Annotated in this window: 16 protein-coding genes; 4 read left to right on the top strand and 12 right to left on the bottom strand. The window is 41.9% G+C overall.

All coding sequences use genetic code 11. The annotated features are described in order from the left end of the window. Positions 1-35: 35 nt before the first annotated feature. Positions 36-3,491, bottom strand: a complete 3,456-nt coding sequence (locus DDZ16_RS07500) for a ligand-binding sensor domain-containing protein (RefSeq protein ID WP_109263815.1) — start codon at positions 3,489-3,491, stop codon at positions 36-38. Between the two features lie 709 nt (positions 3,492-4,200). On the opposite strand from DDZ16_RS07500, the gene DDZ16_RS07510 reads away from it, so the two are divergent. Then, positions 4,201-4,500 (top strand): hypothetical protein, encoded by a 300-nt coding sequence (locus DDZ16_RS07510; RefSeq protein ID WP_146192209.1) that lies wholly within the window; start codon positions 4,201-4,203, stop codon positions 4,498-4,500. 289 nt (positions 4,501-4,789) lie between these two features. Here the strand turns inward: DDZ16_RS07510 and DDZ16_RS07515 are convergent, their stop codons facing one another. From DDZ16_RS07515 to DDZ16_RS07525, 3 genes are all read right to left on the bottom strand, one after another. Further along, positions 4,790-6,100 carry a TolC family protein gene (locus DDZ16_RS07515; RefSeq protein ID WP_109263864.1) on the bottom strand — a complete coding sequence of 437 codons (1,311 nt, stop codon included), beginning with the start codon at positions 6,098-6,100 and terminating at the stop codon, positions 4,790-4,792. 91 nt (positions 6,101-6,191) lie between these two features. Then, entirely contained in the window at positions 6,192-9,359 is a 3,168-nt protein-coding gene (locus DDZ16_RS07520) for an efflux RND transporter permease subunit (RefSeq protein WP_109263817.1), read from the bottom strand. Positions 9,360-9,365: 6 nt separating this feature from the next. After that, positions 9,366-10,481 (bottom strand): efflux RND transporter periplasmic adaptor subunit, encoded by a 1,116-nt coding sequence (locus DDZ16_RS07525; protein ID WP_109263818.1) that lies wholly within the window; start codon positions 10,479-10,481, stop codon positions 9,366-9,368. Positions 10,482-11,165: 684 nt separating this feature from the next. Here DDZ16_RS07525 and DDZ16_RS07530 point away from each other — a divergent pair. Next, complete coding sequence (locus tag DDZ16_RS07530) at positions 11,166-12,071, top strand: DMT family transporter (protein ID WP_109263819.1); 906 nt, start codon at positions 11,166-11,168, stop codon at positions 12,069-12,071. On the opposite strand, the gene DDZ16_RS07535 is transcribed toward DDZ16_RS07530, so the two are convergent. After that, complete coding sequence (locus DDZ16_RS07535; protein WP_109263820.1) at positions 12,068-12,955, bottom strand: DMT family transporter; 888 nt, start codon at positions 12,953-12,955, stop codon at positions 12,068-12,070. The genes DDZ16_RS07530 and DDZ16_RS07535 overlap by 4 nt on opposite strands. Positions 12,956-13,212: 257 nt before the next feature. Here DDZ16_RS07535 and DDZ16_RS07540 point away from each other — a divergent pair, with 257 nt between their 5' ends. Beyond that, positions 13,213-15,531, top strand: coding sequence for a TonB-dependent receptor (locus DDZ16_RS07540; protein WP_109263865.1), 2,319 nt, complete (start codon positions 13,213-13,215; stop codon positions 15,529-15,531). 5 nt (positions 15,532-15,536) lie between these two features. After that, positions 15,537-16,379 carry a DUF4249 domain-containing protein gene (locus DDZ16_RS07545; RefSeq protein ID WP_109263821.1) on the top strand — a complete coding sequence of 281 codons (843 nt, stop codon included), beginning with the start codon at positions 15,537-15,539 and terminating at the stop codon, positions 16,377-16,379. Between the two features lie 158 nt (positions 16,380-16,537). On the opposite strand, the gene rpiB is transcribed toward DDZ16_RS07545, so the two are convergent. The 7 genes from rpiB to DDZ16_RS07580 form a co-directional block, all read right to left on the bottom strand. Next, on the bottom strand, positions 16,538-16,975 hold the full coding sequence (gene rpiB, locus DDZ16_RS07550; RefSeq protein ID WP_109263822.1) for a ribose 5-phosphate isomerase B: 438 nt from the start codon (positions 16,973-16,975) through the stop codon (positions 16,538-16,540). A gap of 183 nt (positions 16,976-17,158) precedes the next feature. Then, the gene (locus DDZ16_RS07555; protein ID WP_109263823.1) at positions 17,159-18,187 is read right to left on the bottom strand and encodes an aldose epimerase family protein; all 1,029 of its coding nucleotides are present in this window, start codon (positions 18,185-18,187) and stop codon (positions 17,159-17,161) included. Positions 18,188-18,252: 65 nt separating this feature from the next. Next, the gene (gene gluP, locus DDZ16_RS07560) at positions 18,253-19,473 is read right to left on the bottom strand and encodes a glucose/galactose MFS transporter (RefSeq protein WP_109263824.1); all 1,221 of its coding nucleotides are present in this window, start codon (positions 19,471-19,473) and stop codon (positions 18,253-18,255) included. Between the two features lie 23 nt (positions 19,474-19,496). Continuing rightward, the gene (locus DDZ16_RS07565; RefSeq protein ID WP_109263825.1) at positions 19,497-20,786 is read right to left on the bottom strand and encodes a galactokinase; all 1,290 of its coding nucleotides are present in this window, start codon (positions 20,784-20,786) and stop codon (positions 19,497-19,499) included. A gap of 18 nt (positions 20,787-20,804) precedes the next feature. Continuing rightward, a complete protein-coding gene (locus DDZ16_RS07570) occupies positions 20,805-21,854 on the bottom strand; it encodes a UDP-glucose--hexose-1-phosphate uridylyltransferase (RefSeq protein ID WP_109263826.1) in 1,050 nt (349 codons plus the stop codon). 12 nt (positions 21,855-21,866) lie between these two features. Then, on the bottom strand, positions 21,867-22,565 hold the full coding sequence (locus DDZ16_RS07575) for an NUDIX hydrolase (RefSeq protein ID WP_109263827.1): 699 nt from the start codon (positions 22,563-22,565) through the stop codon (positions 21,867-21,869). Between the two features lie 573 nt (positions 22,566-23,138). Then, entirely contained in the window at positions 23,139-24,356 is a 1,218-nt protein-coding gene (locus tag DDZ16_RS07580; protein WP_109263828.1) for a hypothetical protein, read from the bottom strand. Positions 24,357-24,397 lie beyond the last annotated feature (41 nt).

Raw genomic sequence — 24,397 nt, forward strand, 5'->3', positions numbered from 1 at the left:
GGCGGGGTAAAAATACTTTTCAGAGCAAGAGTCACTTAAGGACTTGTTCTTTTTTCGGAACGTTTCAGCTTGAAGGTACAAGCGGTTCCTTGTCCCAGCTCGCTTTCTACAAAAAACTTACCACCGTTTATTTCAACAAACTCACGACATAAAATCAATCCCAGCCCGGTTCCTTTCTCCCCGGCAGTGCCCGTGGATTTAATTTTGGCATCAATTTTAAATAGTTTACTCAAATTCTCTTCTGAAATTCCAACTCCCGTATCTTTTACTTTTACACACACCCAATCTTTTTGAGCCGCAGAATGGATACAAATAGCATCCCCTTGTGAACAATATTTTATCGCATTATTTACAAGATTACGAAGGATCGTATGCACCATTTCCCTGTCGGCAAACACTTTAATCAACTCATTTTCGGATGTTTCAGTCAAATCTATTCCTTTTACTTTTGCCAAAGGCTTATAAATAAGAACAACTTCGTGAATCATGAGGGTAAGGTCAAAAATCACTGGTTCAAACTTAATTCGATTGCTTTGCGCCCGGCTCCATGTAAGCAAATTTTCCAGCAAATGAAAGATCCCTTTTACGGAATCATCAATTTTCTCTATCCCTTGTTCTTTTTCATCTTCATCCAGCATGGAATAATGATTATGCATAACTTCCGTAATGGACATCAGGCTTGCGAAAGGATTTTTCAGGTCATGTGCAATGATGGAAAAGAATTTATCCTTAGTGGCATTAAGTTCACGAAGCTCTTTCTCAGATTGCGCCAACTTAGCATTGGCTTCGGTTATTTGGACATTCCGGGTGCGCAGTAGCTTATTGGTCTTTGCTTTAAGCAAATACCGGTAAATAAAAAAAGCAATAGATATGATTAAAATAAACTCCAATAAATAAAACCACCAGCGCTGCCAGAATGGAGGCTCAATAATCAGAGTAAGTGGTTTTGAAGGCATGCTCCAGGTGTTTTTGTCCAAGCTCGCCCGGGCCTGGAATGAATAATTCCCGGGCTTCATATTGGCGTATGTCACATAATTTCGGTTTCCTGAATCATGCCACTTATCATCAAGATTTTCCATCCTGTAAGAATAATACATCCTTTGCGCATTGATGTTACCGGGAACAACAAATTCGAATGAAAAGAACCGGTATTGGTAGCTTAAGATAAGTGTATCTAAATATGAAACACTCTTATTTACAAGAAAATAATCGTTTTCTTTTGAATCATTCCCGGCCCGCTGCTCCTGATAGTTATCTGCCACCCTTACTTCTTTTCCCAGAATTTCCATACCTGTGAGTAACACCTTTTTCGGTATAACAATTTTTGGCAATTGCTCCGGATCAATAACATTTAGTCCGTAAACCCCGCCGAAATAGAGCTTGCCACTCTTCCCTCTGTGAAATGCTCCTCCGTTAAACTCGTTGCTTTGCAAGCCATCGGTTACATCATAAGATACGGCACTATGGGAATAAGGATTGAAACAACAAATTCCTGCATTGGTGCTTAACCATAAATTGCCCGTCTGATCGGGTACAACACTATAAATAACTTCATTGGGCAATCCTTCTGCAAGTCCAAATCGGGTAAATAACTGCTTATGGGGATCAAAACGATTGAGCCCGTTGTTTGTTCCTATCCAAAACAATCCGGTTTTTGGGTCCTCATAGATATCAAAAACGATATCATCGGAAAGGCTCCTGGAGTTCTCAGGATCGGATCTATAGGATTTAAATAGTCCGGTTTGGTAATTCATTACATTTAATCCGCCGCCATATGTCCCAATCCACAGGTTATCGTCTGAATCCTGAATTATGGAAGCATAGATAAAATTATGCGACAGTGTAGCCGGATCATCCGGACTATGCAAATAACGTTGAAAAATCTCTTTTTCAGGATCAAACCTGTTTAACCCATTCCGGGTTCCTACCCATAATACACCATATCGATCCTCAAAAATTTCGCGTACTGAATTATCACTGATCGATTGGGCATCACCATTCTTATTCTGATAATGGACAAAGCCTTGTTTTTCGGGCAGAAAAAGATTCAACCCGCCTCCATCGGTACCAATCCATATTCTGCCTTGTGAATCCTCAAAAATATCCCTGACAGAAGAGACAGCCAATGAATTGGGTTTTCCTGCCTGGTGGTCATAGAAAATATATTCCTCACCGGAAGGGATATAACGGGTAATTCCCTTGTTATCGGATCCAAGCCAGATTTCTCCACCCTGGGTTTCGAAGATAGTCCAGATGAAATTACTGGAAATGCTTTTATCATCTCCCGGTCTGTGCCTGTAAAGGCTGAATTTATTGGCCCTGGGATCGTAAATACTAATGCCTGCACCAAAGGTCCCCACCCATATAAGGCCGGAATTATCCTCGTAAATGCAGTTGACCGAATTTTCACTCAGACTGAACCGATTGACGGGATCGTTTTTAAGATGCCTGATTAATCTCCCCCCGGCATCTAATTGATAAACACCATCACCATGTGTTCCATACCAGATATTGCCATTCTTCCCCTGAATAAAGGGTTTGGACTGGTGTATGGATAAACTATGTGTTACATCCACGGTCCGGACCACGGAAGAAAGTTCATTTAAGTGCGTATTAAAGCGAAATAAACCCGTGTCTGTGCTCACCCATATACTGGAATTAATAGAAGAATGATACAGATCTTCAACCTGGTTAAAAGAAAAATTGAATTCAATTTTTCTCCAACGATTTGGCTGATTACTATTGGCATAACCACTCAATTCAAAAAGGCCAATATCTGAACCAACCCATATTTTTTTCTTATTCCCAACAATTGAATACACTGCTAATTCCTTCACAAGAGAAATCACAGGGCCATGTTCATTTAGTTTTGAGGAAGCCTTAGGCGTATAAACATATAATCCTCTGTCAGTTCCAATCCATATGTTTGACCGGTAATCTTCAAAAAGAGCATATACTCGGGAAGCAAGCTGGTCACCTCTTTTCACATATACACTTTGAGATACCAAAGAAACCGGATTAATCTTTACTAATCCACGCATGGTGCCTGCCCAAACTGCCTCCTGCGAATCGACCAACATTGAAGTTATTGTATCATTGGTAAGATGTTGTCCTTCCTGATTGGATGAGTGGTAAGTGAGAAAACTCTCCTTGTGCGGATCAAATAGAGATAAACCTCCGCGGCTTCCAAACCACAGGCGCCCCTTATTGTCTTCTTCAATAAATTCTATCCACTTATGAGCAATGCTGTTCTGCTCATCCACCTCGGGTCTGAAAATTCTGAAATTATTTCCGTCATACCGGTTTAATCCATCTTCCGTACCAAACCACATATATCCTAAACGGTCCTGATATATGGTATAAACGGAAGAAAGTGAAAGCCCGTCGTTAATGGTTAAACGTCTGAACCGGACATCTGAATGCTGCGAAAAAACACTTGCAGAGCAGGCAATCAGTAGAATTGAGATTATATTACAAATCCGGCGTTTCATGCTTTAATTTCAATGAGAACAACATCAATTCATTTAAGAAATTGGACTGATGCCCGCATGGCCGGCAGGCATTAAAACCTCATGATTAAGTGTATACATGTTTATTTCCGTAAATGCCGGGACAAGTTGTGCCAATCCTTGTCATGCCTGTTTCATTTAATATAAAGTTGCCCCTGTTAAAGTTTGATAAGAATACCTCAATCTTAACCTGCAATTGTTTAACCGATAATTAGTGTCGGTCCATAAAGTACCATTTGCGTCGTTACGCTTGCTCCCAAAATACTCATTTACCCAAGTAAACTCCGCTTTTGGGGGCTTCGCAAGCCCCCGAAGAAAAATCGGGGCGGGCATTGCAATTGGCACATTCTGATCAGACACATGACTAAAAACATACTTTACCTCCCTTATAGACAGACTCTAATTAATTCCCGAAAACCAATTAAACCTGGTGAATAAACATTTAAAAAATGAATCCAGACCGTGCTTTCAAAACTTTTTGAAGACACCCATATTTTCGCCTCAATGATTCGCGTTAATCTTGTTTCAAACTTCTCTACCCATCCCCATGTAATATGCAAGATAAAACTTAATCTACCGGTTGGTGAAATATTTTTTCAGAATTCCTAGTTTCAGCATCTGGTTTTTGCCCTCATTCATTCCACCGTGTCACCATCACCCCCTTTCTGCCTCTTCCTTAAAGATGAAAGCTATGATGAAAAACTCACCTCCCCTACAAACCTTAAATGATTCAAAAAAAATCTATTTCGGACAACTTTGTCTTGTTTTTATCATTTATTGTTCTTTACTTTGTATTCATAGATTAAAAGGAATAAAAATATGGGACAAAACGATCAGAACATTGCTCAGGGTTATACTTACGTCGGAAATGTATCGGATCACCAGTGCGGCTGTGGTGGAAACTGTGGCTGCAAAAGTGGTGATACTCCTGAATGCAGTTGCGGCGGTGAGTGTGACTGCAAGTAAGGCCATTTACATTAAAGATGCGTAACTGGCTCAACCGCTTTTTTCTTTGGGTTTTTGAAGGAAGTGAAGTTGCCTGAAGAGAAACCCCGGCAGGAAATGTTCTGCCGGGGTTTGCTTTTTGGCCTCCTAAATCCCCCAAGGGGGACTTATTCTGCCATACCATCCTAAATCAGACTTTTCAGTCGTATTTCAATACTCCGTAGGCTTTTTCAATAAATTGGTAATTAACTTTTTACAATTGTGCTATCATTTAGCACTATGCCTATCCAACCATTCCACCTTCCTACCATCTCACCATTCTTCCATTTCACCCTCTATTCATACTCTTCCACAATCCCTCCGGTAATTCTTACCAGACTGGTATGCGTGTCAATAAGGTTCAGAACAGAGCGATAGTAATTGATGGAAGTCTGCAAGTAGCTCAATTGCACATCTCGATAATTGAATGAGTTGATGGCTCCGGCCCTGAACTTTTCTTCAGAGAGTTGCATATTTACGCGGGCCGTTTCCCGGTTTTCACGGCCCACTTCAACCAATTCGCGGCGAACACGGTACTGATCAAATAAATTGAACAATTGGTTTTTCAAACGGTGCTTCATTTCCTCAAGATTGGTTTGGCCAATGGCCTCTTCCATTCTTGCAATCTGAACATTCCGATTGATGCGGTCTCCGTCAAAAAGGGTAAAACTGAGCGAGAAATTCACAAAATACGAGAAGTAACCATCCGAAAAACCGGGTGCGTCTGAAGCGGAATTAAGTGATTCGGGCATCATGTTATGGCCTGCACCTGCATTTGCATTAAGAGATGGAAAACGCGAGCGTTGTTGAAGAACGCGCTGTTGCTCGAGCAAAGCCAGATTCATATACTGATTTTGTATGCTTTGGTTGCTGCTTTCTATCTTGCTCAGCAACTCATCCAGGTTGTAATCTCTGGCTTCAAACGAAAGCTTGCCCGATAACTCCAATGCTTCCCCTTCATCCTTACCTATAAGGTATTTCAATTCACGAAGAGTACTCAAAACGTTCACCTCCTGCTCGAGATAAGCTGTTTTATCCGTCAAATAAGCTGTACGTGCCTGAAGAGCTTCGTAACTGGTGGCTGCACCAAGATCCACGCGATCCTCCATGTATTGTAACCGGTCTTCTGAAAGTTGCATAACCTCCTGAAGAAGGGTCAATTGCTCTTCGGCAAAAAGGGCCCGATAATAAGCCATCACCACCGCCTGAATGGTGTTTTCAACAAGTAACGCCAGATTTCCACCGGATAGTTCCTCCATAGTTTCGAGACGATCCTTGCGGATATGAGCAGAAAAACCGTTGAAAAGCATCCAGTTTAACCGTACACCATTCTGAAGGCTTCCGGTTTGATTGTCGTTGTCATAACGGTCATTGAAATTATTGCTCAGACTGCTCTCCCAGCTTAAAGTCGGAAACATTCCGGCATTTCCAAGGGTGTTGTTCAGCTCTGCTATTTCAAGGTCGGCTTCACTGATGCGGATATCGTAATTGTTTTCAAGGGCTTCAACAATGAGTTGATCCAGAGAGTAGTTACCATCATCGTTTTGTCCCATTACGGGCCATATTGAAACAACAGTAAATATCAGATATGTAATGATTTGTTTCATTTTAAAACAACTTCTTAGATATTTTCCAACGTAAAAGGAGAGGCGAATTCTTTGCCATTTATCAGGCAAAGAATCCACCTTAATAATCTCATTAATCAATATTGCGCCTTTTCGAAACATTTACCGTTTCTACTTCTTCCCTGGATGGGCGCTTTCCGGTCCACAGCCATCTCAGCAATACCCTGGCATCGTTAAGAGCCAATATAATAACCGGGAAGAATATCAGAATAAAGGCTGTTCCGAATAATATACCATAAGCCAATGCCATGGCCATGGGAATCAGGAATTGCGCCTGCATACTCTTTTCCAGAATGATGGGATACAGCCCGAGAGTGGTGGTCAATGTGGTGAGCACAATAGGCCGGAATCTGGCTAAACCGGACTGGAAGGCGGCCTCTTTTACTGTATACCCCTCCTTTATAAAGGAATTGTATTTTTGCAGGAAGACCACAGCATCATTGACAATAACCCCAGATAAGGCGACCATTCCCCACAGACTAAGAATAGACAAGGGAATATTGTGTATTCCATGTCCCCATGCGGAGCCAATCCATCCCAGAGGAATCATCATCAAAATAATGGCGCCCTGTCCGAATGACCGAAAGTGCAGCATGATTAAAACAATGATCAGTCCGAATGCCGGAATAAAATATTTTGAGATTTCATTCTGAGACTCTGAGGCAAATTTCTGCTGCCCCTGGTAAACATAACTAACGCCCGGATATTTGGCCTGTATCTGAGGCATAATGTCGTTGCTGATTTCCTCCAAAATAGGCGGTACAGGTTCGTACGGATCTACCAAATCGGCATCGATGCGCATCTCGCGTTTTCCATTGTAACGCTGAATGGCCACCGGTCCGCGCTCCAGGTGATAATCGGCCAGTTCTTCCAGAGGATATTCCCCCTGAGGTGTTTTGATCTTCATTTTTTCCAGTTGCCCAATTTGCTCACGATCTCCCGGCGGGTAGCGTACCCAAACCCGGATCTCGTCTTTACCCTGTTGCAGGCGCTGCGCCTGGGCACCGAAAAAGGCATTACGTACCTGGTTCATAATGGTGAACATGTCCAACCCAAGATAATAAGCTTTGGGTTTCAGCTTTAAACGCACTTCCTGAGCACCGGGAGCTTCATTGTCAACAACATCAGTCAACTCAGGTATATTCTCAAGCTCTTCCAACAAAAATTCACGGGCATGTTTTAGTTCTTCAAGGTGTTCGCCCATCAAACTGATAGAAACGGGCTGTCCCCAACGGTTCCTTCCGGCTACCGAAAATTTATCAGCTGCAGGTACCTCTCCTATCTTTTGGCGCACCCGGTTGGCAATCTGAAATGAAGATATCTCACTGCCTTCAAGGTTTCTTAAGTTAACGGCAATATGTCCGGCATGCGAACCATTTTCATCACCGTCAAAGGAACTGCCCATCACAAGGTAAGTGTAATTCACATAATTAGCGGTATCATTATACTCCTCCACTATCTCATCATTGACTTCCCATACAGCTTTTTCAAACTCCTGAAGAAATTCACGTGTCTGCTTTTCACCTTCTCCCGGAGTAAAGGCAACATTTACATTGAAACTATCGGGTGGAATGTTGGGAAAGAAAGTGGTGGAGATAAAACCACCCCCCATAAGCCCGGCGGTAATAAGTATTAAAGCCAGAGGTACCGACAAAGCTACTATTCTGTGACGAAGTACAAATCTGAGAAAACGGCCATATATCCGGTCTCGCATAAAAGAGATAAAATTCTCCAGCTTATCGCGAAAACGGTTTCCGAAATTCACAGCTTCGGAGCGTCGTTGCAGTATATGAGGTGACCCTACGTGAGCCGGCAAGACCAGTGCTGCTTCTATCAGCGAAAATGCCAGACTGAATACTACCACAAAGGCCATTTCGCCCATCATCTCCATATTCCCTTGTATCAACATCAGCGGAACAAAAGCAATGATAGTAGTAGTAACCGAAGTCATTACCGCCGGCAAAACTTCAAGCGTTCCGTCGATGGCCGCCCGACGCGGGGATTTCCCCTTCTCAAAGTGAGAAAAGATATTCTCGGCTACCACAATACCGTCGTCAACGAGTATTCCAATCACCAGTATCATTCCAAATAAGGAAATCATATTGATGGTGACCCCGTAAAGACTGGCAAGTACAAACATCCCCAAAAATGAAGAAGGGATACCCCAGGCCACCCAGAGTGAGAGCCGGAAACTTAAAAAGAAAGCAAGTATAATAATTACCAAAGCCAGGCCAAGCCCCCCGTTTTTATAAAGAAGATGAAGTCTGGAATTCAAAAGATCCAGAAAATCAAAGGTGACGGTCATCTGGGCATCCGTATGCTTACTGTTAAATTCATCTACATAATCATTTACATAGTCCGATATGGCCTCCAGGTCTTCTGTTATCAGTTTGTTGACAGAGATAAACAACGAGCGCTCACCATTAAGCCAGGCACCGCTGGGGGTTTCGGAGAATTGCAAAAACACACGCCCCAAATCACTAATGCGTATTAGTTTACCATTAGGATCAGCAGTCACCACATAATTGGCTATTTCATCAGGATCCACAGTTCGTGACCGGGCCCTGATAATCAGGTATTGTTCTTCACTTCGCAATTGTCCGCCTGATACATCACGGTTATTGCGAGAGATTGCATTACTGATATCCGAGTGTGTCAACCCGTAACGCAAAAGCATTTCTTCCTGAATTTCAACTGCAATTTCTAACGCCGGATATCCACCTATATTGATCTGACTCATCAGGCCGCTTTGCAAAAAGTCATCTTCCACTCTCTGCGCCAGCGTTTTCAGCCTGACAAGATCGGCAGATCCGGCCAGGCCCAACCTTATAGCCGGCGTAGTAGAGCGTTGTTTAAAAACAATGGGGCGCTCGGCATCTACCGGCATACTCGAAATACCATCCACGGCATTCTTCACCTCCTGGAGAACTTCATCAATGTCGTATTCTCCGGTAGTTTCAATACTTACACGGGCAAAATTTTCCCTGGAAGTGGAATTAATCTCCTTTATCCCGACCAGTCCGCGAATGGCCTGTTCTATGCGGACGGTGATTCCCTCTTCCATCTCCTTGGGGCTGGCACCGGGATAAGTAACCGTTACATAAATATTGCGGGTTTCCCTTTCCGGGAAAAACGATTTTTTCAGTTCAAGAAACCCATATAATCCTGATATGACAATCACAACGATAAAGAGATTGGCATAAAATGGATAATGGACAAATTTTTCAACTAGTCTACGCATAACTCTTTATCGCAATTTTTTATAATTGGGGTTTCCGGTAACATTCAGCAAAGGTTCAACAACCAGTTCGTCACCGGTATCAAGTCCTCTGAAATAAACGGTTTCCGGATTTCTCTTGACAATATTTATGGTTTTATCAACCAGTCTCTTCTCTTCAAGAGTGTAAACATGATTCCGGGTGAAAACGGCATTTCGGGGCATCTCCATCACACCTTCCAGAACATCTCCGTACAAACGGGCGGTCAGGTACATTCCATCATAAAGACCTTTAACTCCCGGAACAGAAATAAACACACTTACTGCCTGAGAGGATGGATTTACAACCGAACCGATCCGGCTGATTTTGCCCTTCCAGGTTTGATCAATGTTTTCTGCAGAAACCGAAACAGAATCTCCAACCTCGAGCATTTTCACTTCTTCCATAACAACCGGCACCTCCAGTTCGTATAGATCGGTGCGCACAATAGTCGCTAGTTGGGTTCCCATATTCACAACCACTCCGGGGTCTCTGGCAACAGAATTAAATGCCCCCGGGAATGGCGCCCTGATTTGGTATTTTTCCAAACGGGCTTCATCTCCAAGGATGGTATAATAACTACTCAGGATATTCCGGGAAGCCAGAAATATCCTTTCTTTGGAAGAAGCAGGTTCCGGCAATTCAGGCATCGGTTCATTGATATTTATTTTATCAAAGAAAGTTTGCCAACTCTCAAAAGAATCGGGATAGTCCATTTTTATATCCGGAAGAATGGCAGCGAGTGTTTGCAGAAAACTACTTTTTCGTGCTTTAACACTTAAAGGAAATTCGGGATTGTCAACTTTGGCAATAACTTGCCCTCTGCTAAAAGTTTGCCCGTTGCGAAAGGGAACTGCTCCTTCTTTAAGCCTGCCCGATACTTCAGCACTCACTACCACTTCGTTAAAAGCATGCAAACGCCCGGACGAAGTAATGACAGCCTGAAGGTCTTTATAAGCCACGGTTTCGGCCTTCACATAAATATCAGGCTGTGGTTTGACGTTCTTTTGGGGTTCTTCTTTAAGGGAGAACAAAAAAAACATAATTGCTGCTCCAAGAACCAATATCCCAACGGCAGCAAGCACGATCAATAGTTTTCTATTCATTCTGATAAAATTTTCTTATTAAAGCTCCCAAAAATATTGGAAGTAATGAGGATTCTGAAATATATTTTTTTGAACAACAATTAAAATGCTATAAGAAAGCTGCATACGTTAGAAAATGAAGGAAAGGAAGAAAGTCATTGTCTAACCATACGGTTTTCATTGACCATTCAGTTAAAAAATGGTTTAATCACTTCTGATCATGAAATTTCAACCGGCAATCTATTCAAGTTGATTATTTCATAAATAACCACCTCACTTCCAATTAACAACATTAAAGCAAACATGTGTAAAAGCGAAAATCATTATTTGTTAGTCTTAAAATTACTTTCTTTAACCCCGAAAATATGGACATTGTTCAGTTGTAAAAGTAGTGGTTTAGTTTTTAGTGAAAGTCATTAGTTCAATAGATCGTTAGACTTTTACATACCTGCCTGACGGCAGTCAGGTAAGATTTAAGATAGATCATATAACACTGATAATCCGGGCTTTAAGATGAAAAATTATCCATCCACAAGAGTTTGAATTTCAGACTTTTATAAAAGTTTAACGGAGTATTGTAGTTGTTAGTTGTGGAACATAAGACAGAAAAAACAATCGACTGCCAAGGTTATCTTCCAATATTTTGAGGAAGAACTACCAAACAAATAAGAATATGGATTATACGACAATAAATACTTCAAACACATGGATTATATAACATCTCACCTCGGCGAACTGGCAGGAGTAGTAACTGCAATTTGCTGGACAGCCACCAGTATGGCTTTTGAATCGGCCGGCAAAAAAGTTGGATCGCTTTCTGTCAATCTCATTCGCCTGGTGATGGCTTTAGTATTGCTTGGTTTGTTTACCACTATTACCCGTGGTCATTTTCTGCCAACAGGGGCGAGCACCCATGCCTGGTTTTGGCTGAGCCTGTCCGGATTGGTGGGATTTGTTATTGGAGACCTGCTTTTATTTCAGGCTTTTGTTGTAATAGGTGCCAGAGTTTCCATGCTAATTATGTCGCTGACCCCTCCTCTCACTGCTCTTTTCGGACTAATGATTCTGGGAGAAACCATGTCGCTCATTAACATATTCGGGATGCTTTTAACCATTGTGGGTATTGCACTGGTAATTTTAGGCAGACCGGTTAAAGGAAAAAAATTCTCGTTCAATTTTCCTCTTTCCGGACTTCTTCTGGCTTTTGGAGGAGCAGCCGGTCAGGCACTCGGACTGGTTTTAAGCAAACTGGGAATGGGTGACCTGGATGCCTTTATGTCTACTCAAATTCGCGTCATTGCAGGTATTGTGGGCTTTTCACTGGTGTTTTTTGCAATGCGTCGCTGGGGAAATATTTGGAAAGCTCTAAAAAACGGATCTGCCATGGGACGAATCTCCATTGGTGCCTTTTTTGGTCCGTTTCTCGGTGTTTCTTTCAGCCTACTGGCAGTTAAGTATACAACCACAGGAATTGCCTCCACCTTGATGGCGTTGACCCCGGTAATGATTATTGCGCCAGCCCACTTCATTTTTAAGGAAAAGATTACCACCAAAGAAATTATTGGAGCATTTATAGCTGTAATGGGTGTTGTGGTGTTTTTTGTGTTTTAACCCAGCAACAACAAAACAATCCCCACCATAATTCCGGCCAGATAAATGGCTTTTCGCTTAACATTTTGTTCGCCAAACATTAGTGCCCCAAACACAAAAGGAACAATGACACTTGCGCGTCGCAGAGCAGATACCACTGAAATTAGAGATTCAGGCTCGCTGAGAGCATAGAAATAGAGAAAATCGGCAACCACTAAAAACAAACCAATCAGCGGAATACTCCAGCGCCAGTAAAACCTGTCACGGGCTGCGCGTTTTCGTCTCACAAACCATAAAATGGGCAAAAGCAATATTACCTGGTAAAATGAAAACCAAGCCTGAACAGCTACTCTGTCAATCTGCCTTAGTATGTGTTTATCGTAGAGTCCGCTCACCGCTCCGGCCAGAGTGCCGATAATGACAAACCACATCCATTTGTTGTTGCGAAATGAGAGTCCTTCAAGCTTTCCTACCGTTGAAAAGCGGAAAAAGAAGAACAAAGTTAGTAGCAGCCCCAGCCATCGCAGACCGCTCAATTGCTCACCAAAAATAATGATGGCCCCTATTAAAGTCCAGAGAGGACCTGTAGCACGTATGGGCGCTACAATAGTTAGCGGAAGATGCTTCAGTGCAAAATAATTAAAAACCCAGGAAGTCAAAACTATAGAGGTCTTCAAAAGAACCATCCAATGCTCCCGGGGGGTAAGACGCGGAACATATACCATGTCTCCTGCCTGAAGAACTCCCTGTTCAGATAAAATCAAAAGGGGAATAAATATCAGCGTACTTGTAAGTGCCCCGAAAAAGAGCACGGGCCATACGGCGTTCTCTCGCAAGGAGACTTTTTTAAGAATGTCGTAAAATCCAAGAAAAAAAGCAGAGCCCAGTGTTAATATCAGCCACATAGTTTAGTCTTCAGTATTTAATGATCAGTGGTCAGTGGTAAATTCCATAATGCCTTCGCATGCTTTCATTCAGTCATTCTCTCATTCAATCATTCTCTCATTATTTTCTGCCTGCAAAGGTAAAAAATATCTCTATCCTCTGATTTTCGTTATTGGTCGGAGATATTCCGCCACTCGTCATGATTAACTTTGGGAATAAAAAAAGGAGTCGTTATTTTGCAGACCTGTTTAACAAAAATCATTTTCGCTCCCGGCTTATGAGGACAAGGATTATTTTATTTTTTTTAGTTGGTCTGCTATTTACAGCCCACTCTCAAAACGATGTAACCATCAGTGGTTATGTAAAAGACAAGGATACCGGTGAAACACTCATTGGCGCAACACTTTATATACAAGAGTTGCAAGCCGGTAGCGTTACCAATGCTTACGGTTTTTATTCCATGACCGTCCCCGAAGGAAAATACACCATTCAATATTCCTACATCGGGTATCAGAATCAGGTAATTGAAGTAGATCTGACCGGAAAACAAACCATAAACATAGACTTAGCTCCCAAAAGCATTGAACTGAACGCTGTGGAAATAAAAGGCCGGGCCCGTGATCATAATATAAAAAGCACGCAAATGGGCATGGTTCAGATGGATTCTAAAACCCTCAAAAATCTGCCTGTTCTCTTTGGTGAATCAGACCTTATGAAATCCATACAGATGATGCCCGGAGTTCAAAGTCCGGTGGAAGGCAGCAGCGGATTCAGCGTACGTGGAGGTGCCATGGACCAGAATCTTATATTGCTGGATGAAGCTACCGTTTACAACCCCAGTCACCTGATGGGCTTTTTCTCGGTTTTTAACGCTGATGCCATTAAAGATGTCACTCTTTACAAAGGCGATATTCCGGCCTCAGCAGGTGGGCGACTGAGCTCCCTTTTGGATGTAAGAATGAGGGACGGCAACAAAAAGGAATTTCAGGCAGAAGGGGGACTGGGGTTAATTTCCAGTCGGCTGACACTTGAGGCGCCTATCAAAAAAGACAAAGGGTCGTTTATTATTTCAGGAAGAAGAACCTATGCCGATATGTTTCTGAGGCTCTCCTCCGACTCTTCAATCAATCAGAACAAACTCTATTTTTATGATCTGAACGCTAAAGCCAATTATGAAATCAACAGCAATAACCGCGTGTTTCTTTCGGGATATTTTGGCAAAGATGCCTACGGGTATGCAGATGATTTTGGCATGAACTGGGGAAATGCAACACTCACCGCCCGGTGGAATCACTTGTTTAGCGAGAAACTTTTCTCAAACCTCACCTTGCTGTATTCCAAATACAATTATCAGGTAGAAATCAATCAGGGCACCCCGGATTATGACTGGACCTCGTATCTTGAAAACCTGAGTGCCAAATATGACTTTACATGGTACTTTTCGCCTTCTACAACAATTCGATTTGGGGGGCAGGCTATAAGGCACTTTATTCAGCCGGGTCGATTTGAAGTCTCCAATCAGGCAAGCGATTACAAAGTATCTGATAACAAGGCCATGGAGTATGCGACCTATGTGCTTGCCGAGCGAAAAATCGGAGACAAATTAAAAATTGATGCAGGATTGCGATTCTCTGCGTTCCAAAACATTGGAAAAGCGACTGTTTACAGGATTGATGACAACTTTGAGGTGACCGATACCGTAAATTACGGGAAAAATAATATTTACAACACCCATACCGGGCTTGAGCCAAGATTAAGCGCAAGATATCTGGTTGACGAAAAAAATTCATTAAAAGCATCTTACAGCCACACATACCAATATATCCAACTGGCTTCGAATTCTACAAGCGGAACCCCCCTGGATGTCTGGTTTCCGGCTTCAGAGTATATTCAGCCGCAGGTTTGCGACCAGCTTTCCGTTGGATGGTTCCGAAATTTTGACAACAATAGTTATGAAGCCTCAGTTGAGACCTTTTACAAATGGATGGACCACCAAATTGATTTTGAGGCCAATTCTAATTTAATGCTCAATGACCAGCTCGAAAAAGAGGTAAGGTTTGGTAAAGCTCATTCTTATGGATTGGAATTTCTTCTTAGAAAAAATGAAGGCAAACTCAATGGATGGATTGGTTATACCTGGTCACGTGCCTGGCGTAACTTTCCGGATATCAACAACGGAAAAGAATACAGAGCCAATTATGACATCCCTCACAACCTGAATATCGTTCTGAATTATCAGCTGTCGAAAAGAGTTGGGATCTCATCTGCCTGGGTGTATAAAACAGGAGCTCCTATCACCTACCCCTCCATGCGGTTCAGGCACGGTGAAAGCAGTCTGCCAATTTATACCGATAAAAACAACGCCAGAATGCCCGACTACCACAGACTGGATTTATCAGTAATAATAAAGGGAAAAGACAAACCCGAAAGAAAATGGGAAGGAGAATGGCACATTGGTCTTTACAATGCTTACAACCGCGCCAATGCCTATTCGGTTCAGTTTGAAGAAGACCCTGACACACCCAATAAAATCAATGCCTATAAAATGGTGATGTTTCGAATAGTTCCGTCTGTTACTTACAATTTTAAATTCTAAAAACCATGACCTTACGCAAAATATTATCTCTATCCACCCTGATTGCTATCATCGCTGGCACAAGCTGCGAGCGGGTTCAGTTCGATCCCGATATTGATGAACTTAACGAAAGACTGCCTGTTGTAGATGCAGTTCTGGGTAATCATCCCGATTACAAAACCATCACATTAACACGCACTGCCCCCTATATGGATGGCACCGAGGTTGAAAAAATTGAAAATGCACTGGTAAAGGTGAATGGCCCCTCCAAAAGTTATATTTTTGATCACCAGAAGGATGGCATCTATCAGGCACCTGAAAATTTTGCACCGGTTACAGGCGGCACGTACAATCTTTCAATCGAACTGGAAGGGCAGGTTTATGAAGCTACATCCACTATGAATCCCCCTGTTAATATTGATACATTATTAGTGGACTATGATCGCTGGGAAGATCCCCAAGACCATATTTATGAGGTAACAGGACGGGTTAAAGACAACGAATCGGAAGGAGAACATTTTATCTTTAAATATGCTGTCAATGAATTTCTTTACGACTCCACAAGTGTATGGTCGCACTATACCGACCAATTAACCAACAATACCTGGCTGGACGATGCCATTATTTTCATGAACATTGAAGCACAGCCGGGAGATACCCTGGATGTTTTTGGTCTGTCTATTAGTGAAGTTTACTATGATTTCATTCAGGCAGCTGAGAAAAACCGGATAGGCCACAATCCTTTCAGTCCCCCAAGCGGCATCCCCATAACAGGCAACATCAGCAATGGAGCTTTGGGAATATTTCAGGTTTCAGCCATAGTACAGGAAAGGCTATTCATTCCGGAAGAGGATGAGAATAGAGAATAGAGACTGGAGGTTAGAGGTTAGATGATAGAGGCTGGATAATAGAGCATGGAATGTGGTTTCCCTCTTTTTGCCAGCCATTGCCTCTTGTTCTGACTGCCACTAAAAAAAGAGCTGCCCGGTCTATTTCGGACAGCTTTTTGCATGTTGTAATTATTTAATTAAAGATCAATCTTATCAATACGTCTTTGGTGTCTTCCCCCTTCAAATCCGGTTTCCAGAAAAGCGTCAATTATTTCGTAAACCTGATCGGTTTCCAAAAAACGGGCCGGCATAGCGCAAATATTGGCATCATTGTGTAAACGCCCCATGCGCGAGATCTCTGCATTCCAACAATAGGCTGCTCTCACACCGTTGTGGCGATTAAGAGTAATACTAATACCGTTACCACTGCCACAAAAAGCAATGGCCCGCTCTAATTCGCCATCTGAAATGGCATGTCCCAAAGGATGGGCATAATCAGTATAATCTGTACTTTCGGGCGAGTCGGTACCAAAATCTTTTACCCCGTAACCTTTAGCTTCCAAATACGCTTTGGCTGTTTCCTTCATTTCGTAACCGGCATGATCTGAAGCAATTCCAATAATTGTCTTTCCCATTTTTTAATAAAACCAATTGGTGCACAAAAAAAAACGCAGATCCCTGAAATAGGAATCTGCGCAAAAGTACAACAAAAATGTAGCTTTTTTACCTTAAAAACGGATAATAGCTCCACTTTTTAAATAAACATATCCTGGATATCACAGAAAAACAAAAATGGTAATTAAAGATCACACAAAAAACTAAAAACCAAATTTATAGATGCAGGTATGCTTATATTTTTCTCCCGGACGCAAAACAGCGTTGGGATAATTGTCGTGATTTGGCGAGTTGGGGAAAATCTGTGTTTCCAGGGCCACTCCGCAATATTTATCAATAGGAGCTCCACCCTTTCCTTTCTCCGACCCGTCGAAATGATTTCCGGTATAAACCTGAAGTCCCGGTTGATCGGTATAAACTTCCAGAGATCTTCCCGACACAGGATCTTTAACCACAGCTGCTTTGATTACATCTTTGCCACCATTTTTAACAACAAAATTGTGATCTAATCCATCAACCATTTTAATTTGCTCAAAAGAACTGGTCACCGCTTCGCTAATAGGCTTTTCGTTGGTAAAGTCCATAGGCGTTCCCTTTACATCTGCAATCTCACCGTTACAGGTTTCTACCTCAGGATCGATTGGTGTAAACTGCTCGGCATTGAGCGTTAAAAGATGGTTGGTAACCTTATTGTTAAGATCTCCCGACAAATTGAAATACGGGTGACTGGTTAGATTAATAACTGTTGGTTTTGTCGTTTCAGCTTCGTATTCAATTTTAAATTCGTTGCTGTCGTTCAAACTGTAAATTACCGTTACTTTACATTCACCCGGATATTTCTGATCTCCGTCGGGACTTATCAGACTTAAACGAAAAGCACTGGTACAGCCCTCCTTTTGGGTTTCTTCAACATCCCAAATCCGCTGATTAAAACCGTCGTTTCCACCGTGGAGATGGTTTGGACCATTATTAACATCAAGTTGAAGCTCTTGCCCGTCAAGGATCAGGTGACCTTTGACAATGCGGTTGGCATAGCGACCGCAAAGAGCACCATAGTACAAGTCTCCCTTCAAAGATTCCCCGACAGTGTCATAACCAACTAATACATCATCAATATCTCCTTTGGCCGAAGGCACTTTCAATGAAACCAGGCGCCCTCCGTGAGCTGTAAAAGAAACTTCTACGCCATTACTGTTTTTCAGTGTAAATGTATCTGAAGCTTTGTTTGGCATTTCAAAAAAGTTTTAAATATAAGCCGGACCCTGATGTACAATGACAAAAGAGTCCGGGAAAAAAATTATCTGATTTTTGAACCTTTGGTAGCAAAGAATACCAGGTACAGGTAGTAGACGAACAAACAACTGATGGCAAACACCACAGATCCGGTAAGAGCCTGGATAGCTCCCATCATCGGAGTTAATATAGCAGCACCGATAACGGCTGAAGAAATAACCCCCGAAGCAACTCCTGCATGAGGTCCTAGATCTTCCAGTGCCAGGTTGTAAATAGTTGGCCACATAATAGAGTGGGCCAATCCGGTACCCAAAAGCAACCACATTGCTAATGGCGCATTACTGGAACCTACTGCAAACGAAGAGGCTACTAATACGATTCCACCAACTGAACAAAGTGTCAAAATCTGACGAGCAGTGTATTTCTGAAGAATAAAGATACCCAACAATCTTCCTACCATCAGACCACCCCAATAGTATTTAAGCATATCGGTGCGTTGCGCAGATGAAAAATCAAGCCCTAACTGTTTAGTGTAATCAGCAAAAAAACTTGGAATTCCAATTTCAATACCCATGTAAAAGAAAATAGCCAGTGATCCCAACCAAACATGAGTGTATTTAAAAGCACTTGACTTGTATTCTTTGGGAACTTCGGCATCATCATGCTCATCACCTTTGATCTGTGGCAGCTTCAGGAAAAACATGACCACAAAAATAACCACGGCAATTCCGCCAATAATCATAAATGGTTCCTGAACCTGAGTTGGAGCCATCTCTGAAGCATCTGCACCATCAGAGATAATAAGCATAGACACAAACATAGGTGCAATTACGGTAGCAACAGAATTCAGGAAGTTGGTCAATGTCAGACGGCTTGCTGCAGTTTTAGCAGGCCCCAAAGCATTAACATATGGATTGGCAGCAACCTGAAGAAAGACAATACCAATGGCAAATACAGCTACCCCAAACAAGAAAGGAATGTATCCCAGTGCAACCAGAGGAATACACAAGACAATTCCAAGTGCTAATAGTCCAACACCAGTTGTAACACCATTTTTATACCCAATGCGGTGGATCATGAGCCCCACAGGAACAGATAGTGCATAGGCACCAAAAAAGAAAGTATTGGGCAACTGTTTCAAAATCTGACCATTTGGCCGATTGTCAAGCCCAAATGCTTCTTTCAGAAAATCAATCATTGAATTATTCATGGTCGTCATAAAACCTATGAGGAAAAACAACGCTGCCATGATAATCAGCGGAAATAAATATTTATTCTTAGCCATAATACTTAAAAGTTATCTATTGATTAAACATCCAATTTTATTGCACCTTCAGCCCTGATGAACAATTTGTGGCATTTGCCTTTTCCATATACATGCTCAAGAGTTTCCACATATTTATCAACCAGGTCTTCAGGAACAAATGCCTGAATGGTACCACCAAATCCGCCACCATGAACACGCCAGGCGCCCTTACCTTTCAACACCAACTCACTCAAAGCCAGGGCCAATGAAACAACCTGCTCGTCCTTATGAGTAACATCAAAAATATTCTGATTGTACATATAAGAGCTGTAACCAGAAGCTACGACCATTTCGAGGAACGATTGGAAATCATTATCCTCAAGCGCCTTTACCTGTTCAACGACACGTTGATTATCACCCTGGAAGTGGATGGCACGCAAAATAGCACGATCACCGGTTTTTTCTCTGATGGCCGGTATTTTTTCAATGATCTGGTCTAAAGAAACCTGTCTCAATACATCGGCACCAAGTTCGGATGCTACCGCCTTCATTTCAGTAGGCAGGGAAGCATACTCAGCCTGTGAAGCTGCATCGTGGTGACCACCGCCTACATCGGTAATAACCAATGAGTATCCGGTAGAAACGAAGTCAAAATCAATCGCCTTAACAATGGGCTTTGAAGGATCTTCGAAATCAATAGTAATAAGACCACCTACCGAACATGCAGTCTGATCCATCAAACCACAAGGTTTTCCGAAAAAGTTATTTTCAGACCACTGTCCGATAATTGCATTCTCCACAGCATCCATTTTGCCGTCGTTAAATATATTGCTGATGATGGCGCCCACCAGAACCTCAAAAGAAGCTGAAGAACTCAACCCTGATCCTTTGGGCACACGACCTTCAACGCAGGCATCAAAACCACCCACTTCGTAGCCGTTTTCTTTCATTTTAGCAGCAATACCTTTTACCAACGCCGATGAAGTGTAAAACTCCTTTTCATCAGGTTTCATGTCAGTCAGATCCACCTGAAACTCGGGATAACCAACTGATTTGATGCGAATGGTATTGGTCCCGTTGGGAGCTGCAACTGCTATATTGTCAAGGTTTACCGCACCGGCAAGTACACGTCCGTGGTTGTGGTCGGTATGGTTACCTCCCACCTCGGTGCGCCCGGGAGAAGAGAACAAATCCACATCGTCGTTTCCAAAAGTGGATTTAAAGTCATTCATTAAACTTACATAGCGATCAAACTGCTCTTTAAGCACGCTTTTCTCACTACCATAAAGTTTATTAAACATTGGGTTGTCACCATTATTCAACCTCTCAATAAGTGATTCAATTTTTGCCATGGTTATTCCTGTTTAAATTTAATCGTTTAACTTATAATGAGTATCAGGTAAATTTCTAAGTCTGTCGGCACTTTGCTCGGCCGTGATGTCCCGTTGCGGATTGGCCATCATTTCGTAGCCAACCATAAACTTCTTAACCGTAGCAGAACGAAGCAAAGGCGGATAAAAGTGCATATGTAAATGCCATTCCGGATGTTCCTGCCCATCGGTTGGTGCCTGATGCAATCCGGCCGAATAAGGGAAAGATGTTTCGAAAAGGTTATCATACATGACTGTCAGCTTTTTATAACAATCAGCAAAAGCCATTTTTTCATCTTCGGTAAGTTGTGAAATATCTGAAGCAGCTCTCTTGCTAAGAATCATAGCTTCAAAAGGCCATGTAGCCCAAAAAGGAATCAAAGCTACAAAATGATCATTTTCAACCAGAATTCGTTCTTTAAGTTCCAACTCACGGGTCAGGTAATCGCTGAGTAAAGTCCGGCCATGCTTATCAAAATAGGCCTTTTGCTTTTCCTGTTCTTTGGCGGGCTCGGTAGGAACCGCATTTTGAGACCATATTTGACCATGAGGGTGAGGGTTGCTGCAACCCATGATGTCACCCTTATTTTCAAAGATCTGAACATAATTCACAAAATCCAGGCGCCCCAGTTCCTTGTACTCATTTTGCCAAACATCAATCACATTTTTGATGTTTTCAGTTTTCATTTCCGGAATCGTCAGATCGTGGCGGGGGGAAAAACAAATAACCTTACAAAGTCCCTGTTCGCTTTTGGCATAAAACAGTTCCCCATCAGAAAATTCGCCACCGGGTACATCCGGAATAAGGGCACTAAAGTCATTTTTAAACACATAAGTGCTTTCGTAATTGGGATTACTCACACCTCCCGCCCTTTCATTTCCGGGACACAAATAACACTTTGGATCGTATTCAGGTCTTTTCTCCTGATTATCCTTTTCAACTTTTCCCTGCCATGGACGTTTGGTGCGATGTGGAGACACCAAAATCCATTCTCCGGTTAGCGGATTATACCTGCGATGAGAATGCTCCGTAAAATCAAACTTTTCCATCAATCAAATAATTTATAAACTAATATTTACTTTTAAAATCCTTTCATTACTCTTCTCGGGCTCTGACACAAATTTGTATAAATAGGCCCCCTTCTTCGATTCTGTTGTATTCTTTTTATTGAGGCGCTCTAATAATTTAAGCGACAAAACTTTTTTTCTGAAATTACCGGGGTCAAGTTCCTTTTGAAAAATGGCCTCATAAAGACTTCGTAACTGCATCAGAGTGAACTGTTCAGTGAGCAGTTCCCTGCCAACCAAATGATAACTGGCTCTCAGTTGAAGCTTTTTCATAGCGTTTTCAACCATTTCAGAATGGTCAAAAATCAGCTCCGGCAAATCATTGACAGGAAACCACTTTGCCCCTTTTCTATTCACTTTTTCTTTGTTCTGCTGAAAAATGGGTATCAACGCGTAGAATACTATTGAAATAACGCGCCCTCCGGGATCACGATCGACGGATGAAAAAGCCTGCACCTGATCCATAAAGATGTCGGTTAAGCCGGTGGTTTTATCCAAAACCCTGGCTGCCGCATTTTCCAATGATTCATCCTCTCCGCAAAATCCTCCCAACAAAGACCAACCTCCCTTCTCCGGTTCAATTTCACGTTGAAACAACAGCAGTTTCAGCTCATAATCTTCATAACCAAATATCACACAATCGACTGAAACATAATTCCTGGGACTTCCTTTATATATATCAGTAAGGGTCATTCTTTAAATATTTAAAAGTAACTCTAACGCTTATTACAGTCTGCTAATGTAAAAAGTAATTTTAACTTTTAAAATATTTTTAATCACTTTTTTTTTGCACTATTTCACATTTTATCCAAAAAGATTTTATCCGGGACCATCAATAGTACGTTAAACAAAGCTTAAACGCCCAGACGCAAGGACGCAAAGATCTTATTTTGAGAAATTCTCGCACTGCACCGCCAACCAAATAAACAATTTACTACCGGATACTTGTAAAAACTCAAGATTGTAGTTTAAAAGAGCAATTTTTCCAATGTCCCCGAATGAAACTTTATGGATTAGCATTTTATGCATCATGCAGGTATTTAGAGGAAAAACCTAATTGTTAATATCATCGCAAATATAAACTCGAGCCAAACTCAACGGAGTATTTCGACTATAATACAGTTCAAAAAAAGTTGCCAATTCCCCGGAGTCATGGAATACATATTTTTTATCATTGATGTCCGGTTAAAAAGGATGCGTAAAAAAAAAGGCAGAAAATGAGATTGCCCCATTTCTGCCTATTGCGTTATTCAGGCCCGGTTAATTCTATTCTGTAAAAGAAACAAATTCGAAATTTGTACCATACTCCGACTGAAAAGCACCGCCCAAACCATAATTTCTGACAATAATTGTAACGGGCACTTTATCCCCTGACATAATTCTTTTCAATTTTTCCTGGTCCAGCGCCTTTTTAATTGCATCCTCATTCTGAAATTTCACATAATTCATCATTTTTAAGGGATATCCCGCTACTTCAAGTTCACGATTCAATTTTTCCCCCTCATTGGCTTCAAAAGTAATCTCGTCCCACATTTCATCGAGATAAAGATTACCGCTGGTCTGAAATTGTCCCTCAAAACCAATCACAAAATGATCGCCGGGAACAAGCTCATATTCCGAGATGGTTAGTCCTTCAACCGCCTGACCTTTTTTAAGTTCCTCCATTCTTAACAACCCCGTTCCTGTGCTTTGATCGACCTCACCGTCCTGATAACCGGCAGGTTTCTCAACATACAAATAATACTCGCCTTCGGCTTGTTCTATGCCATACCCCATAGCAAATAATTCATCAACGAAAGCCCGAAAATCATCATTGGTTTTGTAATAAATAAAATTCCGGATGTCATTCTTATAAAACAATCCGTTCTCAGGTGGTTGTGCTTTAACCAGTTTACCGATTATTTCCCATAACTGACGCTCTTTCTTCCCCTTTTGCGCCCGGAGCTTTTCCAGTGTCAGTCTCTCCGGCATTGTTTCCGTGGGCTCCACAGGTTGCTTTCCATCAATGGACAATACGTCAACAACTTTTGCAGAAATAAGATCGCGGGAATTGGTATTTACTTCAAGACCGGTAGCCCTTACTTTAATATGATGATTACCGGACAGGACTTTCCCATCGGGAGTATCTATGAACATGGCTTCCGAAAAATACCGGCCTATTTCTTTGGGATTTCTGAAATAGAGAACCTTTTCTACCCCCGGATCAATAATATTATCTGCAACTTTAATTTTTTGATCCAGCAAATCTGCCGACACTCCATAATCTCCAAGGGATGAATTATGGACTACCCCTTCCAAAACAATCGTGTCACGGAACAAAAGGGCAAATCCATCTTGACTGTTTCGAACCTCCGAGATGGTCAGCGAGTTAAACTTTTGCCCTGGTTTGAGTTGAGAAGCTTCCTGCACAGCTTCGCCTGAAGAACAAGCCATTAAAACGACAAGTGGTGCACCTATTGCAACATTAAAAAAACGTTTCATCATTGCTTTAATTTTTGGATAATTAATCAGAATCGTCTGATTGG

Source organism: Marinilabilia rubra, assembly GCF_003121985.1.
GTDB classification, from domain to species: Bacteria; Bacteroidota; Bacteroidia; order Bacteroidales; family Marinilabiliaceae; genus Marinilabilia; species Marinilabilia rubra.